Annotated in this window: 9 protein-coding genes; all 9 read left to right on the forward strand. The window is 39.6% G+C overall.

Going from position 1 to position 16,351, the window contains the following annotated elements:
- The first annotated feature begins 24 nt into the window (after positions 1-24).
- The 9 genes from V2H41_RS02870 to thrA all read left to right on the forward strand — a co-directional run bounded on the left by V2H41_RS02870 (position 25) and on the right by thrA (position 16,326).
- Positions 25-1,614 (forward strand): RagB/SusD family nutrient uptake outer membrane protein, encoded by a 1,590-nt coding sequence (locus tag V2H41_RS02870; RefSeq protein WP_330973613.1) that lies wholly within the window; start codon positions 25-27, stop codon positions 1,612-1,614.
- Between the two features lie 55 nt (positions 1,615-1,669).
- Positions 1,670-2,434: a hypothetical protein gene (locus tag V2H41_RS02875; RefSeq protein ID WP_330973614.1), complete on the forward strand. Its 765-nt coding sequence runs from the start codon at positions 1,670-1,672 to the stop codon at positions 2,432-2,434.
- An 18-nt stretch (positions 2,435-2,452) separates the two neighbouring features.
- The gene (locus tag V2H41_RS02880) at positions 2,453-3,553 is read left to right on the forward strand and encodes a DUF5007 domain-containing protein (RefSeq protein ID WP_330973615.1); all 1,101 of its coding nucleotides are present in this window, start codon (positions 2,453-2,455) and stop codon (positions 3,551-3,553) included.
- A 19-nt stretch (positions 3,554-3,572) separates the two neighbouring features.
- Positions 3,573-4,649: a hypothetical protein gene (locus V2H41_RS02885; protein ID WP_330973616.1), complete on the forward strand. Its 1,077-nt coding sequence runs from the start codon at positions 3,573-3,575 to the stop codon at positions 4,647-4,649.
- A gap of 162 nt (positions 4,650-4,811) precedes the next feature.
- On the forward strand, positions 4,812-5,813 hold the full coding sequence (locus V2H41_RS02890; protein WP_330973617.1) for a LacI family DNA-binding transcriptional regulator: 1,002 nt from the start codon (positions 4,812-4,814) through the stop codon (positions 5,811-5,813).
- A gap of 160 nt (positions 5,814-5,973) precedes the next feature.
- Complete coding sequence (locus V2H41_RS02895) at positions 5,974-8,688, forward strand: amylo-alpha-1,6-glucosidase (RefSeq protein ID WP_330973618.1); 2,715 nt, start codon at positions 5,974-5,976, stop codon at positions 8,686-8,688.
- A gap of 34 nt (positions 8,689-8,722) precedes the next feature.
- A complete protein-coding gene (locus tag V2H41_RS02900; RefSeq protein ID WP_330973619.1) occupies positions 8,723-10,747 on the forward strand; it encodes a beta-L-arabinofuranosidase domain-containing protein in 2,025 nt (674 codons plus the stop codon).
- An 8-nt stretch (positions 10,748-10,755) separates the two neighbouring features.
- On the forward strand, positions 10,756-13,539 hold the full coding sequence (locus V2H41_RS02905; RefSeq protein WP_330973620.1) for a formylglycine-generating enzyme family protein: 2,784 nt from the start codon (positions 10,756-10,758) through the stop codon (positions 13,537-13,539).
- Between the two features lie 330 nt (positions 13,540-13,869).
- Positions 13,870-16,326 carry a bifunctional aspartate kinase/homoserine dehydrogenase I gene (thrA, locus tag V2H41_RS02910; protein WP_330973621.1) on the forward strand — a complete coding sequence of 819 codons (2,457 nt, stop codon included), beginning with the start codon at positions 13,870-13,872 and terminating at the stop codon, positions 16,324-16,326.
- Positions 16,327-16,351: the final 25 nt, after the last annotated feature.

Here is a 16,351-nt window from a genome sequence, read left to right on the forward strand (position 1 = left end):
CTTCATTATATAAATCTTACACGAATGAAAAAGCTCCTTATTGCAATCACTTTCAGTTTTGTACTGTTTTCTTGCGGCAAAAACTTTCTCAATCCCGAACAGATAGATCTGGTTTATAATGACGTTTTCTGGTCAAATGAGAATGATGCTGAAAAAGCAGTATTAGGCGTATATGCATTATATAGGGGTATTATGGTTACGGCGGAAATGTATGAGCGAGGAGATGTAACTACAGGATATTATAGGAGAGGATGGAATGGTGGATCTCCTGATGCATTATACCAGACGGTTAATATACCTGCAAATCAGAGAGCTTGGGGAAACTTAGATGGTATGGCTAATTGGGGTAACTATTATAAGGTGATTGCAATGGCTAATCTAACGCTTTCGCGTATCGAGAAGATGGATGACGGATTATTTTCTAGCGGAAATAAAAATAGACTTTTGGGAGAAGTTTATTTCTTAAGAGCGCTCACTTATTATAATATCGCTACCATATGGGGGCATGCTCCTCTTATTTTAGATCCTATTGAAAGCTCTGAGCAAGTGATAGATGCTGATAATTTATTAATTAATAGAGCACGCGTACCTGATGTCGAAATTATGAATACTGTGCTCGAGGATGTTGCTAAGGCCATTTCTTTGCTTTCTTTTGGAAGACCGGGGTCGGATGATTGGGGTGTGATTGCAAATAAAGGAAGCGCTCTAGCACTTTCAGGATATGCCAATATGTGGATGGCTTTTTTAAAGAAAAGAGATGGAGCGTCTCCTAATGAATACTATACGCAAGCTGTTACAGATCTTGAAAATGTTGTTACTAACGGGGGGTATGTATTAGCTTCTTATGGATCAAGAGAGGCGGTACAAAATCTTTTTAAAGGGAAGTCTTCTGAATCGGTTTTTGAGTTAAGTGTTTCTGCAGCGTTGGGAGAGAGTTATCGTGTAGACGCGGGAGGAATACAGTATTTGACATGTAAAATTCCGCCTTTCGATGGGGATGTAAAAAAAGACAGAGCCAGTAGTATCAATTGGGTTCCGGCCATTAAGAAACCGATGATGTATCCCGAGTATCCCCAGGATAAAAGAGCTGATTGGTTTTTCGCAGCCTGGGAGTCGCCTTATAACGATCCTTTTTCTGACGTGAGTCAAACGGCGGTAGATCGAGAGCTAGTAACATGGTTAACAAAGTTTGCTTCATTCACTCCAGATCCCTCGCGCCAGTGGAACGAATATCTGGGGTATTTTGCAGATGCTAATATTCCTGTTTTCAGATTTACTGATGTAAAACTACTACTTGCAGAAGCATATTATTATACTAACCAGTCTAGTAAAGCCATTCCTATTATCAATGAAATAAGACAAAGAGCAGGCTTGTCTAACTATTCTGGTAGTGATGTATTAAAAGCTATCCTTCAAGAGCGCACAAGTGAACTACAGGGAGAAGGTAAACTGTTCTTTGATTACATACGTAACGGATTTATTGAAAATATGCCGCATATAGACGCCGCTCGCTATAATCAGCAAGGTTATTATTGGCCGGTAGGTAGTAATATTTTATTGCGGAATAAAATGATTCAGCAAACTCCTTACTGGAATGGAAAAACAAGCTGGTAATTATAGTGTCAAGACTTTTTGCATGCGGAGGTTCTATTAACAAAAAAATGTAAAAATGAAAAAGATATTATTCATTGGGTTGTTAGCCGTTTTAATGATGGCCTGCAAAAAAGACTACATTATTGGTGGTACCCGCAATGAAACCAATAAGGTAAACATGACTACCTATGAATTTCTTAAGTCTCAGGAAATTACTCAAAGTGTAGCTCGTTTGTTTGAGCGCGCCAATCTAATTAATGAAATTAATGGAGACGTTACACTTATATCTCCCAACCAATATTCGGTAAACAGATATTTAAGAAGAATTAATAATAGACGATTAAGATTAGATCCTAGAGCCACATTGTGGACGGTAGAAGACATTCCAGTAGAGGATCTGCAGCAATTGAAAATGTATGTGGTTCGAGGTAAATATACTAGCAATGAGTTAAATAGTGAAGGTATCAAACTTGCAACACTTAATGGTACCGATAGTGTTCTGTTAGCTTTAAGAGAGTCCACGGCTGAGCCTGCGGCTGCATGGGATGGGTCAAACGTACCGGGTGCCGGATATCAATACCCCAATTTTATGCAGACCATTCCCAAAAAGGTATTTGTGCATTTTAAACGCGGCGCAAATTGGGAAACTACTGGGGAGCAAAGAGCTGCCTTAGGGTATGATAATCCCGAATGTGATCAAGTGTATCAAATGTACTTGTCAGATGTAGAGACCACCACAGGTGTTGTTCATATACTATATGTGGGGAACTACAATTTTAATGAGCATTACTATTATCACACCCTGTTTTTCTTTGGCACCAGGGCGGATGATTTATTGTAAAATATAAAACTGTAACAGATGAAGAAACTACTTGTATATATCATGATGTTTCTAGTTATATACGCATGTAAGAAAGATCCAGTGGAGAAAGGATTTATAAGTGATGAGATTCGGCTGAAAGGAGCTGATACTATTGATGTGCCTATAGGAATTAGAACCAGCACTGATGTGGCCTGGCTGGATGGTTCTTCTCAGCCTGTTGAGTTCTATATTGAAAATATTAGGGATGCTAATGGTAATAGATCAGAACAATTTTTTGAGGAACTACCTTATCGGTCATGGCTTCAACCCTATAATTATTTGACGGATACTACATTGGAGCAGGTTTTGGCCAAGATTTCTGAGCAAAAAGCGCCACCGATAATTATTAATAAAACAAATGGTTCTCTCTATTTTTTGGAGACAACAAGTACATTACAAAATCCAGGTGATGTGTTTCATATTGATGTAAGAGTAAAAAATTCAAAAGGTGAGCGCATTATTAAGGACTATGCAAAAATTCGTCTAACACAAAGTGGAAGAGATTTTGATATTAATATGGCAACTACTGCTATATTACTAGTAAATACTAATGGGGAAACCACCTTTACGCTATACGATGATATTCAGGCGGCCACAGCACCGGAGCGTATTCAAAATATTTACGATAATAATGGTAAGGAATTATTTCAACTAACCAGAGTGGCTGATACACCTTATGTTGGGGTGCGTTTAATACTTCAGTTTAAAGATGCTGAAGGCCGCATCTTCGATCCTAGAGATTATGACATATATAGCACTACTACGGATAGTTATTTTAGACTAGGATTGAACAGGGTGAATACCGAGGAAGGTGCCATGATTGAGTTTCCAATGACTCCATGGCCTGTTAGCTCGGGATTTATGACAACATTTGAAAAAAGTGGCACCTACGATTATTCCATACTAGATACGGCTACTTTGCGAAGAGAAGTATATGAAGAGATCAAATATGCATCTTTAAATCCATGGCCTGAACCTGAGTGGGGGGCTATCAGATGGTATGCCCGATTGAGATCTCAGGTGAAGTTCCTGAGGAGCGGAACATATAAAATTTCAGTCACTTTCCCTTGTACTTATTTAGATGGTACTTTTAATTAAGTTAATTAATAATTGTAGCATGCTGCATCGATATTATTCCCTTTTCTATTTTGTATTTTTTTTGATAGCTTGTTCTACCCAAAATACAGGTTCAAGAACAGCTAATTCTTCTCCACCTGTTGATGAGCAGCAGGGGATAAAGGTAGCGGTGGTAATACAGGATCCTCGAATACCTTCTATGGGGAATAAAAGATTGCATGAAATATTTAAGACTCCAGGTTATACTTTTTCGTGGCATGATCCTTATGCTCTTACACAGCAGTATAGAGATACTTTATTCTCTGTGAGTCATGGCACCATCAATTATAAGATAGTGAAAATATATGACGACGATAAGTTTTTTACGCGTCTTAAGGGTTCTGATGAGATGTTGAGCTTGGAGCGTGTGGTGGAGCTATTGAATGAGCCTGGTTGGAAAACTTTTAAAGAACATGGTACACGATTTGACTATAATGCATTTCTAGATTATTATGGATTTTGTGAAATGCGTGATAAAGGTGAAATTCATGAAGTATGGGTTTGGACCTTCCCTTATGCAGGAGCATGGGAGTCTACTTTTGCGGGACAGAATGCATTTTGGCTTAATTCTACCCCTGTAGAGAATACGTCTTGTAAAGATCTACTTACTATCATGGGGCTTAACTATGAAAGGGAAATGTCTTTGGCTCTTGAAAGTTACGGACATCGCTTTGAGTCAATCATGCGCAAAGTGTATGGAAGATGGGATAATAAGGCTGTTGATAAAAATAATTGGGAGCTTTTTACAACATACGATAAGGTGGATGCTGGAAAAGCACACATTGGAAATATACATTTTCCACCCAATGCGCAGGCCGATTATGATTGGAAAAATTCCTTAATCGTACCAACGCATGCAGATGGGTGGAAGAACTATCCCGACATTTATTCTGCGGCACCGCGTCAGGTGGATTGTAAAGAGTGGCAATGTAGCCATCTGGGATATATGTGTTGGTGGTATCGACATATTCCTCATTTCAAGGGAATCAACAAAAAAGATGGCCATTTAAATAATTGGTGGCGCTATGTTGTAGATTATAATGCTGCTATGAGATACGAATCCTCTTTGAAAAAATAATATTGCAGCACCTAATATTGCAAGTTTTCTTTGATTATAGGTATATAATTATATGGGCAGTATGCTTTATATATTTGAAAATTCTTAGAATTGCTTATCTTTTGGTTGTATTTCGAAATGTGCGCCTTTGATAATTTTTCTTAGATTTTTATACTGCCTATAATGAAGCCGGAAAGGGTAACAATAAAAGACCTGGCCAGACAACTTAATGTTTCAGTTTCTACAGTATATAGGGCATTGCATGATGCTCCAGATGTGAGTGCTAAAACTAAGCAATTGGTAGTAAGCCTTGCAAAGGAACTGAATTATGAGCCTAATGCTATTGCACAAGGTCTGGTAAACAGACAGTCTAAACTTATTGGCGTACTTGTACCAACTATCCAATCGCATTATTTTTCACAGGCTCTAAGCGGGATGACCGATGTTGCCAATGAAGCGGGTTTCCATATTATTTTTTATCAAAGCAATGAGTGTTTTCAACAGGAGAAAGAGGGCGTGCGACGGCTTGTAGCTTGTAATGTTGATGGGTTATTAATATCTGTTTCTAGTGAAACAAAAAATGATGATTCACTTGCTAATATGAATATTCCTGTTGTAATGTTTGATAGGATATTACATCAATATGATTGCACAAAAGTTATTGTGGATGAATATGAAGGCGCCTATAAGGCTGTAGAGCTGCTTATAAAAAAAGGATGCAAAAGGATAGCGCATATTGCAGGACCTCAAAATTTAACAGTTTGTGCCAATCGATTGAAAGGCTATAAAGATGCGCTGGAAGCGCACGGAATGAGGGCTGATAAAAAAATGATTGCAGTAACAAAGTCATTTGAACATAATGCACTCAAGGCCATTCGTAAAATAATGGAACAACCACAAAAGCCGGATGGGATATTTATGGTGAACGATCTATGTGCCGCTGTGGCCTTGAAGTATTTTAGTAAAAAAGGAATAAGAGTTCCGCATGATGTACAAGTGGTAGGATTTAATGATGACCCTGTCTGCAATATCACGCAGCCCACTATTACGTCTGTTATGCAACCAGCTTATGAAGTAGGAAAGCTAGCTATGGGTTTGCTAATCGATGAAATACTTACTGGATTATCTCAACATAAAACTTATAAACTTAGAACCAGTCTTGTTGTAAGAGAATCTACAAAATGATATAAAGTCGGGAACGTTTCCGGAAACGTTCCCGGTGGCAGTAGTAGAAAACACTATGCAAAAACCGCTCTGGATAAGCGTTGTTGGTTAATTTTATGCGAGATATAAGGCGCCTTGCTCTGTGCGCAAAATGATTTACATTATACTTGGATTGATTATAATGAAAGGCACAAAGAGACAAATACTACTACTATTGTTTTATGGGTTGATTGGATTTTATGCGTATGCTCAAAGGCCGTACCTTTCAAACCTTAGTGCTGACAGTAATTTTCCGCTTTATACTACATATGCCGCAGCAATGGAGCGCTCTAACTTTATTCTGGACGAAGGTTATCATTTTCAATATTACATTCCTAATGCAGGTGCTGATTTTATAACTGATACAGGTGGGGATATTGGTATTGGCTTTTTGATGGATGGGAAATGGGTTTATAAAATAAAGGACATGCACCGTCCGATACTTATTAAAGCTAGCTACCCAGATATGGTAGTATATGAAATGTATCCTTTTAAAGATATTAAGGTTTATGTTTCATTTTTAGTGTACAGTTCTGTTAGTGCAATACTTAGCGTAAAAGTTAAAAACGAAGGAGAAAAGCCTGTACAATTAAGTGTATTGCCTTTTATGAGAAAAAAAGGCATTCCTTTTCGTGAAATATCAAGAATTCAAACAGGATTTAGTTTTTTGCATGAGGAGCTCCCTGATTCTTGGACACGCTCTCATAATCTTCCTTATGTAGATAGCATCCGGAATTACTTTTCTATGCTAGAGGAGCCTGATGATTATTTTATTTTTTATAGTGAAAGCGGAGAGGCTTTTCAATATCCGTTTCCCGATGTGAAAAAACAAAAATCGCAATTACTCTTCCATGGAAGAGCATTCTTGCCCGGCAAAGTTCGTTTCGATAAAGCAGATGAGCATTTAAGATTACAACTGTTTCCTTCTGATAATGATCGGGTATTGATTACCGAAAATGTTCCTGTACTGGGGAGTAATCAAGCTGCTCTTACTAACGATGGCTATTTTAGATTAGATGCAGGTTTGTGTGGTATTGTAGATCAATATACCATTATGGCTGCGGATGCCCAATCGGGCTCTTGTTATAAGGGTGTTATTAGTAAAACACAAATTGCTTCGCAGCGAAATGATATTGAACTAGGCAGTTGTGAGGGACCGCAAAAGCCAATAAATGTAAAACTTGAAAGAACTAAAAGTGGATTAAAAATATTTTGGAAAGAAAATGGTTCCAATAAGTTTGATGTATATAAAAGGGTTTATCCAAAACTTTATTTTGAAAAAATTGCTTCTGATATTTCGCGCAACTTTTATGTGGATAAGAGCCACCCAACAGGACAAATAGTAAGCTACATTATTATTGCAAAAGATCAACAAGGAAATAGAAGCATACATTCTGATGAGGTGTATAATTTGCCACAATCCCGATTTGATGAATATTTATCACAACCCTCTTTACAAAAACACGCTTCGTCGTTATTTGCCCGTATTGTGGGATTTGAGAAAAGAATAACGCTAGCACCAGCTGAGGAGCAAAGAATACATATACAAAGAAGTGTTGCTGAAATTAGTAAGCCTATAAATCATTTATTGGAATTGTCGAACAATGTATGGGCATTAGATCATAATTTATTTCTAAAAGCTAATGAGCGCCTGTTTAGTAAAACTCCCGTATTGCCGTTTGAAAGCAGTGATAAGGAAGCATTATACTGGAGTTGCAATAACATGATGCGTCAGGTATTTTATCCGCCTGAAGGTAAATCTTCGTATAACTACTATGTGTTTTCGAGAGAGCCTACCTGGGGTTGGGGACATGGGGGACAGGTTTTTCATGAAAGTATTACAATGCTCGCCTATGTATATATCGACCCTGTTAGCGCTATGAATTCGCAGCGTGTATATAAAGAAAGGCAATATCCTAACGGATATATCAATTATCGAACAGGTTCCTATCTGGATGAAATCATAGAACATAATGGGCAACTTACTTCCTCCGCTCCATGGTATGCTTGGCTGAACTGGGAGGTGTATTTGATTACTAAGGATAAAGCCTTTCTTAAAGAAATGTATGAGTCTTCAAAGAAGTTTTACCAATTTGTTGTGGCCAATAGAGACTCTGATAAGGATGGTCTTTGTGAATGGGGAGGCGAAGCAATACTAGAATCCGTAAGGGACGCATTGGTAGCAGTATGGGATCAGGTAGGCTATCCCACCAATTTTGAAAGCTTGGATTTAAACTGCATGCTTGTAAACGAAGCTAAAGCCCTTGAGAAAATGGCCGAAGAACTGTCCTTAAAAGATGAGGCTTTAACATGGCGGGAAGATTATACCCGGAGGAGCAAGCTGATTAATGAAGTGTTTTGGGATGAAGTCAATGGTTTTTACTACAATGTGAATAAGGTTGATCATAGTTTTACATTTAAAGTCAGCAACGATCTGAAACGCGATGAGATTATCGGATTTCTTCCTTTATGGGCAGGAATAGCTACTCCTCAACAAGCACAAAGACTCGTGGCTAAGCTAACCGATACTACAGCATTCTGGAGAAAATATGGCGTCCCCTCTCTGTCAGCACAAGATGCTTATTATAATCCTAAGGGATACTGGAATGGACCTGTATGGGTAGAATGGAATTATCTTATAATGCGGGGGCTGTTGAATTATGGTTATAAAAAAGAGGCTATTGCCTTAGTTGATAAGATATGTGAAGGAATGATTGAGGTACTGAAAAAAGATCATAATCTGTGGGAATTCTATAGTCCGGATGAAGCTTGGGGAGGGTATCATAAAACATACATCTGGGCTGGTATTATTAATCGCATGATGATGGATGTTTATGAGTTTAAAACTAGTTTATAAAGCAGATAAATTTTAATCTAAAACGGACTTAATTATGATGCGAGGATGGAAAATATTCTTACTACTAGGTGCTTTTTTAAGTTGTGTTTATAATACTATGGGACAAAATTATATGAATAATCGACCACCTTTAGTGCCCAAAAAGTACATTGAATTACCTCTAGGTAGTATCAAAGCACGTGGCTGGTTGGAAGAGATGCTTATAAGACAAAAAAATGGTGCTACAGGAAAGCTCGATGAACTTTATCCCAGTGTAATGGGGCCTCGAAATGGTTGGCTGGGTGGAGATGGCGATCAATGGGAGCGTGGGCCCTATTGGATCGATGGGTTATTGCCCTTAGCTTATATTCTCGATTCAAAGGAGCTGATTGCGAAAACACAGCCCTGGATTGAGTGGGCAATAAAGAGTCAACAGCCTAACGGATATTTTGGGCCCTTGACCGATTATGGTCCGGAGCCTGGTTTACAGCGCGATCGTGCACAAGATTGGTGGCCGAAGATGGTGATGTTGAAGGTGCTTCAACAATATTATTCAGCTACTAATGATAAACGTATTATAGATCTATTATTAAAGTATTTCCGATATCAGCTGAATACGCTACCGCAAAAACCCTTAGGCCATTGGAGTTTCTGGGCCGAATATAGGGCTGCAGATAATCTGAATGTGGTGTACTGGCTGTATAATATTACGGGAGAGAAGTTCTTGTTAGAACTGGGAGATCTAATTCATAAGCAGACTTTCGACTTTAAAACATATCTCACAACAGAAGCCATTATATCCCGATTTAACAATATGCACGGAGTGAACCTTGCTCAAGGGTTAAAATCTCCCATTATTTACTATCAAAAATCAGGTGATATAAGTGATGTGCAATCTGTAAAGACTGGACTACAACTCTTAAAGCACTATCATGGTTTTCCAACTGGTATGTACGGTGCCGACGAAATGATGCATGGAGCAAATCCTACGCAGGGGTCGGAGCTCTGCTCCGCTGTGGAGTTGATGTATTCATTGGAGAATATGCTGGCCATTACGGGAGATGTCGATTTTGCAGATCATTTAGAGCGTATCGCCTTTAATGTATTACCTTCTCAGATTGATGAGCATTTTATCAATAGACAGTACTTTCAGCAAATAAATCAGGTAAAGATTAGTAGAGATATTCGCAATTTTGATATTAATCATGCAGAGACTGATGTTCTCTATGGATTTTTAACAGGTTTTCCCTGCTGTACATCTAATATGCATCAGGGCTGGCCTAAGTTTACGCAGCACTTGTGGTTTGCTACTAGCGATAATGGTGTGGCTGCATTGGTATACGCACCAAGTGTGGTGAACTTGAAAGTGGGGCCGGGTATTCCCGTAACTATAAGAGAAGAAACATTTTATCCTTTCGATGAAACGATTCAATTCACAATACAATTTGAAAAGCATGCAGCGGTAAGATTTCCTTTTTATTTTCGTATCCCCAAGTGGTGTTCTTCTCCTAAAATTTCAATAAATGGTCATTCTCAAGCAGTGGATGTTAAAGACGGCATCATCATACTTGACAAAGAATGGAGAAATGGCGATGTAGTTGAGCTGCAATTGTCCATGGAAGTGACGCTGTCTAGGTGGTATGAACAATCGGTAGCAGTAGAAAGAGGTCCTCTGGTGTACGCACTAAAGGTGGATGGAAAAAAGGAAGAGCATCGTTTCTCCGATAAAGATTCAAAATTCGGTACAACATATGTGACCTATGAGCCTACTACGCCCTGGAATTTTGGATTTACCGAAAATGCTGTTAGAAATGTAAAGGAACATTTTAAGGTGGTAAAGCAACATATATCTAAAGACGCTTATCCATGGCGCGCGCAAAATGCTCCTATACACATAGAAACAGTCGGTCGACAACTTCCATTTTGGACAATGTATAATAATATGGCAGGGCCACAGCCTAATGGTAACACCGTTTCAGGTAGCTCATTGTTGCGCGAGTTGCCGGAGCACAAAATAGTACTGATCCCTTTTGGATGCACTATATTGAGAGTTGCTGAATTTCCGGTAATACGAAACTGATAAATTATATGAGAATTACCTATCGTCATACATGGTTTGCTACGCTATGTATATTTATCGTAAGTGTTGTAGGCGCCCAAAGCCCCAAGGTGATAAAGATAAGCGACGAGGCTACGGTTACAGCAATTGATGATATTCTATTGCCTACGCCTTTACCAATTGTGTCTTTTGAGCTTGACAAAAAACCAGTTTTACCTTCTGAAGTTAAAGCATTGATAAAAGTAACGGTGCGTCCAGAGAATGATTTTTCTCCCGGATATAAAGCAGTTGTTACGTTTCAAAACGTTTCTGATAAAAAAATAAATCTTAGAAATGTTGTGCCATTCGGTACTCAGGCCAAAAATGCTTACATAACAGGCTATGGGGAACATGGCTTATCGCGCTCTCATATTTTTCTTTCGGGGCGCACTCCTGTCAATTGTATTTTGCCCGATAATGCATGGGAACTTGGATTTAGTGCTTGGGATGCTACCACATCAAAGTCTATATGTGCTTTGATGCGACGAGATCGTAAGTCAGCAGTAAAAACTGCTATATCCAGATTTGAAAATGTGTTAGAACCGGGAGGTTCCCTTAGTTATCATTTGTATGTTGATTATTATAAAGGTTCTTGGCAAGAGGGTTTACGACTCATGTTTCAAGAACGTTATCTTTATGATGTTGACAGCTTCGATAGTTCATTATTTGAGCGAGAGGATTTAAAATGGATCCGTCATGCGTATGTGATGCATCTCATGATGGCATGGGATAAGGATTATTATAACGCAGCGGATGGTAAATTTCATTTAGGAGATTTTTTAAGAAAAGGCAGGAAATTATACGGTGGTGATGATGTAATTGGTATTTGGCCTACTTGGCCAACGCTGGGTTTGGATCAGCGTAATCAATTTGACATGTTTAGGGATCTCCCTGGTGGAATGGAGCAGATTAGACGATTGGTGGATACCTGTCACATGATGAACACAAAGATGTTTGTGGCATATAATCCTTGGGATGAGAGTACGCGTGCTGAAGATCATGTGTTGGGTCTAGCCGATATTATTCGTAATACCAATAGTGATGGGGCCATCTTAGATACAAAGGGTGAGTCGAGTAAGGAATTGCAAGAGGCTGCAGATGGAGTGAAGAAGGGCGTGATCATGTACAGTGAGGGAATGGCGGTGCCAAAGGATATGCAAGGAATTGTATCAGGAAGAGTACATAATGCATTATATTATCCTCCTTTGCTAAGTCTTACAAAATTTATAAAGCCCGATTTTGCTATTTTTCGTGTAGCAGAATTATTCAAGGAACCTATTCAGCGAGAGTATGCTACCGCTTTTTTTAATGGCTACGGTACTGAATTAAATATTTTCAGGCCGGGTAAGCCAGAGTGGGCAGATGAACAATACAGATACCTCGGGCATACGAGTCGTATTCTGCGAGAGAATACCTATAATTTTACCGCTAAGAACTACACCCCACTAATCCCCACCTTAAGGGATTCTATATACGTCAATAAATGGCCTGGTGAGGAGAAGACCATTTATACGATTTATAGCATCATCCCCGAAGGGTTTATGGATTATCTCTTTGAAGTGGATACGGCTGCAGATAAGCATTTTGTAGATATCTGGCATCATAAGGAAATAAAACCGAAAGTAATTAACGGTAAAGTGTATATACCCGTAGAAACGGATGCCTTTAGCAAAAAATATTTAGGAACTAATAATGAAGGTGCTGTGGATTGTATAGCGCAATTTCCTCTTCTACTTAGTACGCAACTGTTCGGCGATACACTTTATATAGATGCTGATAGAGGTGATAGTATTTGCATATGGGCCGGTAATCCTTCATATGAAAAGACTCCTTATACGGTAAAGGCCGGCAAGCATGCCATAAAATTGCTAGAGCATTTTGGTCTTTTTGAGGGGAAATTTGTAGTGCAGCTATTTTCAAATGGTATATTATTGGATGAAAATATTCATGAGATTTTACCCGGTACTCCCAGGCTGAATAGTAAAGTGAGTAGAACACCTAAAGCCAATGGCAAGGAAAAAGATATGGTGAGAATTCCAGCAGGGACATTTACCTTTAAGGCTACCAATGGTGACGAATTTATCCCATATCCCTCCTACAATCAAGGGCAGGTATATCATATGCCGTCTTTCATGATGGACCGATATCCCGTAACGAATGCACAGTATTATGAGTTTCTGAAAAGCAGTGGCTATCAGCCTAAGGATACAGTAAATTTCTTAAAGCATTGGAAAGATGGAAAACCTGTTTCTGGGGAGGAACACTATCCTGTTGTGCATGTAAGTTATGAAGATGCTGTTGCCTACGCTAATTGGGCCGGTAAGCGATTGCCTACTGAGGTGGAATGGCAGTATGCAGCGCAAACCACGGATTACCGAGACTGGCCCTGGACAAAAGATGCAAAAGGCATTGTGAGAGAAGAAGAGCCGGTTACAGGAACCCTTACAGTTTTTAAAATAAAAGGAGTGGATAGTACACAAGCAAATACAGGCGATGGCAAGCTGTATCCTGTAGGGAAGTATAAAAACGGTGTAAATCCCAATGGTCTGTATGATTTAAGTGGCTGTGTATGGCAGCTTACTAATGATATTTATCAGGTAGGCAATTATACCTATATAATTATGAAAGGCGGCTCTTATTATAATCCCACTTCTAGCTGGTGGTATGTTCAGGGTGGACCGCGTGAGGTGCATTTCAGACAGTTTCTTTTAAGAGTTTCTCCGGGATTTGAAAGAAATGCTACGGTAGGATTCAGGTGTGTAAAGGATTTCTAATACTGTACGACGTTTCGCTAAATTAATTTTAGCTTAAACGGAAAAGGGCGATAATTGTCCTTTTCCGTTTTTTATATGTGTTTTGGTCAAGCTGTCGTAGAAAAAAAATCAAAAAAATTTGTTTGTAATCAATTCCTGTATTATCTTGTGCCGCTCATGCAAGTAACTTATACACATACTACTGCTATTATTTTGGTGGTGTCCACAACCACCACTACCACCATTACCACAACCCGTTAAGGGTTGTACGCTATTATATTACCATTCTCGGGCCCTCGGAGGCTGTTCTGAAAGAAAATCCTAAACATTTAACTTTAATTGTTTCAAACCATGAAGGTTTTAAAATTTGGTGGCACATCTGTAGCCAATGCGGAAAATATCAGTAAGGTTGTATCTATTGTAAAGAATACTATCAGAGAGGATAAAGCAGTTGTAGTAGTATCGGCTTTGGGTGGACTGACGGATATGCTTTTAAAATCGGCTGCTTTTGCTGCAGAGGGTAATGAAGATTACAAGCAATTGATTGCTGAAATTGAAAAACGGCATTTCGATACGGTAAAAGCGCTCATCCCAGTAGCACATCAAAGTCACTTATTGAGTATAGTGAAAACTGCAGTTAATGAAATTGAAGACATTTGTAACGGGATTTTTCTGTTGAATGAGATTACACCCCGTATTAAGGACAGACTAGCTGCTTACGGTGAATGGTTGTCCTCGCAGATTATTGCAGCTTATATGCAATTTGATGGTGTAAAAGTGCAATGGGTGGACGCCCGGGAGATGATAAAAACCAATAGTAATTACACACAGGCGCAAGTTGATTTTTCCTTGACTTTGCCCAATATCGCGCGTACATTGGATCATAAATCTTGTGATGTATATATCGTTTCCGGATTTATTGCAAGCAATGAGAAGGGTATTACCACTACCATAGGGCGTGGTGGCTCGGATTACACTGCGGCTATTATTGCGGCTGCGCTGAATGCCGACACGCTTGAAATTTGGACTGATGTGAGCGGTATGATGACCGCCGATCCACGTTTGGCAGCCAATGCAAAGGTGATTGACCGCATTTCTTACGGAGAAGCTATGGAGCTTTCGCATTTTGGTGCGAAAGTTATATATCCGCCTACACTACAGCCAGTGATGAACAAAAATATACCGGTATGGATTAAAAATACTTTTGCTCCCGAAGATCCTGGTACTTTAATAGTAAATGATGAACAATCGGTAGTGGCCGCTGCATCTGAGAATATTGTGCGCGGCATTTCAAGCATCAATAATATTGCATTGCTGAGCCTGGAAGGAAGCGGTATGGTGGGGATACCTGGATTTTCCAAAAGATTGTTTGAGGCCTTGAGTCAGGAGCGCATCAATGTCATATTGATTACACAAAGTTCTTCGGAGCATTCCATATGTGTGGCTGTTGATGCCTCTAAGGCAGAGCTCGCTAAGCAAGCCGTGGATGCAGCTTTTGCAGGAGAGCAGGCATTGCAGTTGGTGGATCCTTTAAAAGTTGAAACCGGATTGTCGATCGTGGCTTTAGTAGGAGAGCAGATGAAAAGCCATCCGGGTGTAAGCGGGCGTATGTTCAGTGCTTTGGGAAGAAATGGTATTAACGTGAGGGCTATTGCACAGGGTTCTTCTGAGAAGAATATCAGTGCCGTTGTGTCGACCGAGGATGTAGCAAAGGCTATTAATGTATTGCACGAAGACTTTTTTGAAACCACTTACAAACAGGTGCACCTGTTTATTGTAGGAGTGGGTAATGTGGGATCTAAATTATTGGAGCAGATCGATCAGCAAAATGCTTGGTTGCAGGAACGTTTAAAGTTGAAGATAAATGTGGTGGGGATTAGTAACAGCCGCAATATGATGTTCCATAAAAAGGGTATCGATCTAAAAAGTTGGAAGGAAGAGCTACCTAAGGCACAACCCGCGTCACTGCAGGATTTTGTAGAAATAGCACTTTCGCACAATCTGCGTAACTCCATATTTGTAGACATTTCGGCTAATGCAGAGGTTGCGGCAGTATACGATCGATTTTTACAGAAAAGTGTATCTGTGGTGGCATGTAATAAGATTGCTGCTTCATCGGAGTATAAAATATATAAAAGATTGAAAGAGCTGGCAAGCGCGTATAACTGCAAATTTTTGTTCGAAACCAACGTCGGCGCCGGATTGCCGGTAATAGGTACTTTAAATGATCTGGTACATAGCGGCGATAAAGTACATAAAATAGAAGCAGTATTGAGCGGAACTCTCAATTACGTATTCAATCATTATGACGGTAGTCGTTCTTTTTCTGAGGTGGTAAGACAGGCCCAAGCCGAGGGCTATACTGAGCCTGATCCTCGACTGGATTTGGGAGGTACTGATGTGATGAGAAAAATCCTGATTCTGGCACGGGAGGCTGGATATGAGATGGAAATGTCAGACATTGTGAATAATGCTTTCCTGCCTGCTGAATGCATGGAAGGTTCGGTAGAAGCGTTCTACGAATGTATGCAGCGCCATGAGGCACACTTCAGGAAATTGTTGGAGGAGGCAAAGGAGAAAAATTGCAAGCTTAAATTTGTAGCCACTTTTGAAAATGGAAAAGCGGCAGTAGGTCTGCAACATATCAGCCCAGATAATGATTTGTACAATCTATATGGAAAAGACAATGTGGTGCTGTTCTATACTTCCCGCTACGCCGAGCAGCCATTAGTAATTAAAGGCGCTGGTGCCGGTGCTGATGTGACTGCTAGTGGCGTATTTGCTGATATAGTAAGGGCGGCCCAATAAGCTCCTAAATTTTGGTAGTAAACTG

The sequence above is a fragment of the Niabella digestorum genome (assembly GCF_036409055.1).
GTDB lineage: Bacteria > Bacteroidota > Bacteroidia > Chitinophagales > Chitinophagaceae > Niabella > Niabella composti.

What these genes read in the sequence shown, in the direction of transcription:
- V2H41_RS02870 (WP_330973613.1), top strand. Translation starts at nt 25, where the DNA reads ATGAAAAAGCTCCTTATTGCAATCACTTTCAGTTTTGTACTGTTTTCT.
- V2H41_RS02875 (WP_330973614.1), top strand. Translation starts at nt 1,670, where the DNA reads ATGAAAAAGATATTATTCATTGGGTTGTTAGCCGTTTTAATGATGGCC.
- V2H41_RS02880 (WP_330973615.1), top strand. Translation starts at nt 2,453, where the DNA reads ATGAAGAAACTACTTGTATATATCATGATGTTTCTAGTTATATACGCA.
- V2H41_RS02885 (WP_330973616.1), top strand. Translation starts at nt 3,573, where the DNA reads ATGCTGCATCGATATTATTCCCTTTTCTATTTTGTATTTTTTTTGATA.
- V2H41_RS02890 (WP_330973617.1), top strand. Translation starts at nt 4,812, where the DNA reads ATGAAGCCGGAAAGGGTAACAATAAAAGACCTGGCCAGACAACTTAAT.
- V2H41_RS02895 (WP_330973618.1), top strand. Translation starts at nt 5,974, where the DNA reads ATGAAAGGCACAAAGAGACAAATACTACTACTATTGTTTTATGGGTTG.
- V2H41_RS02900 (WP_330973619.1), top strand. Translation starts at nt 8,723, where the DNA reads ATGATGCGAGGATGGAAAATATTCTTACTACTAGGTGCTTTTTTAAGT.
- V2H41_RS02905 (WP_330973620.1), top strand. Translation starts at nt 10,756, where the DNA reads ATGAGAATTACCTATCGTCATACATGGTTTGCTACGCTATGTATATTT.
- thrA (WP_330973621.1), top strand. Translation starts at nt 13,870, where the DNA reads ATGAAGGTTTTAAAATTTGGTGGCACATCTGTAGCCAATGCGGAAAAT.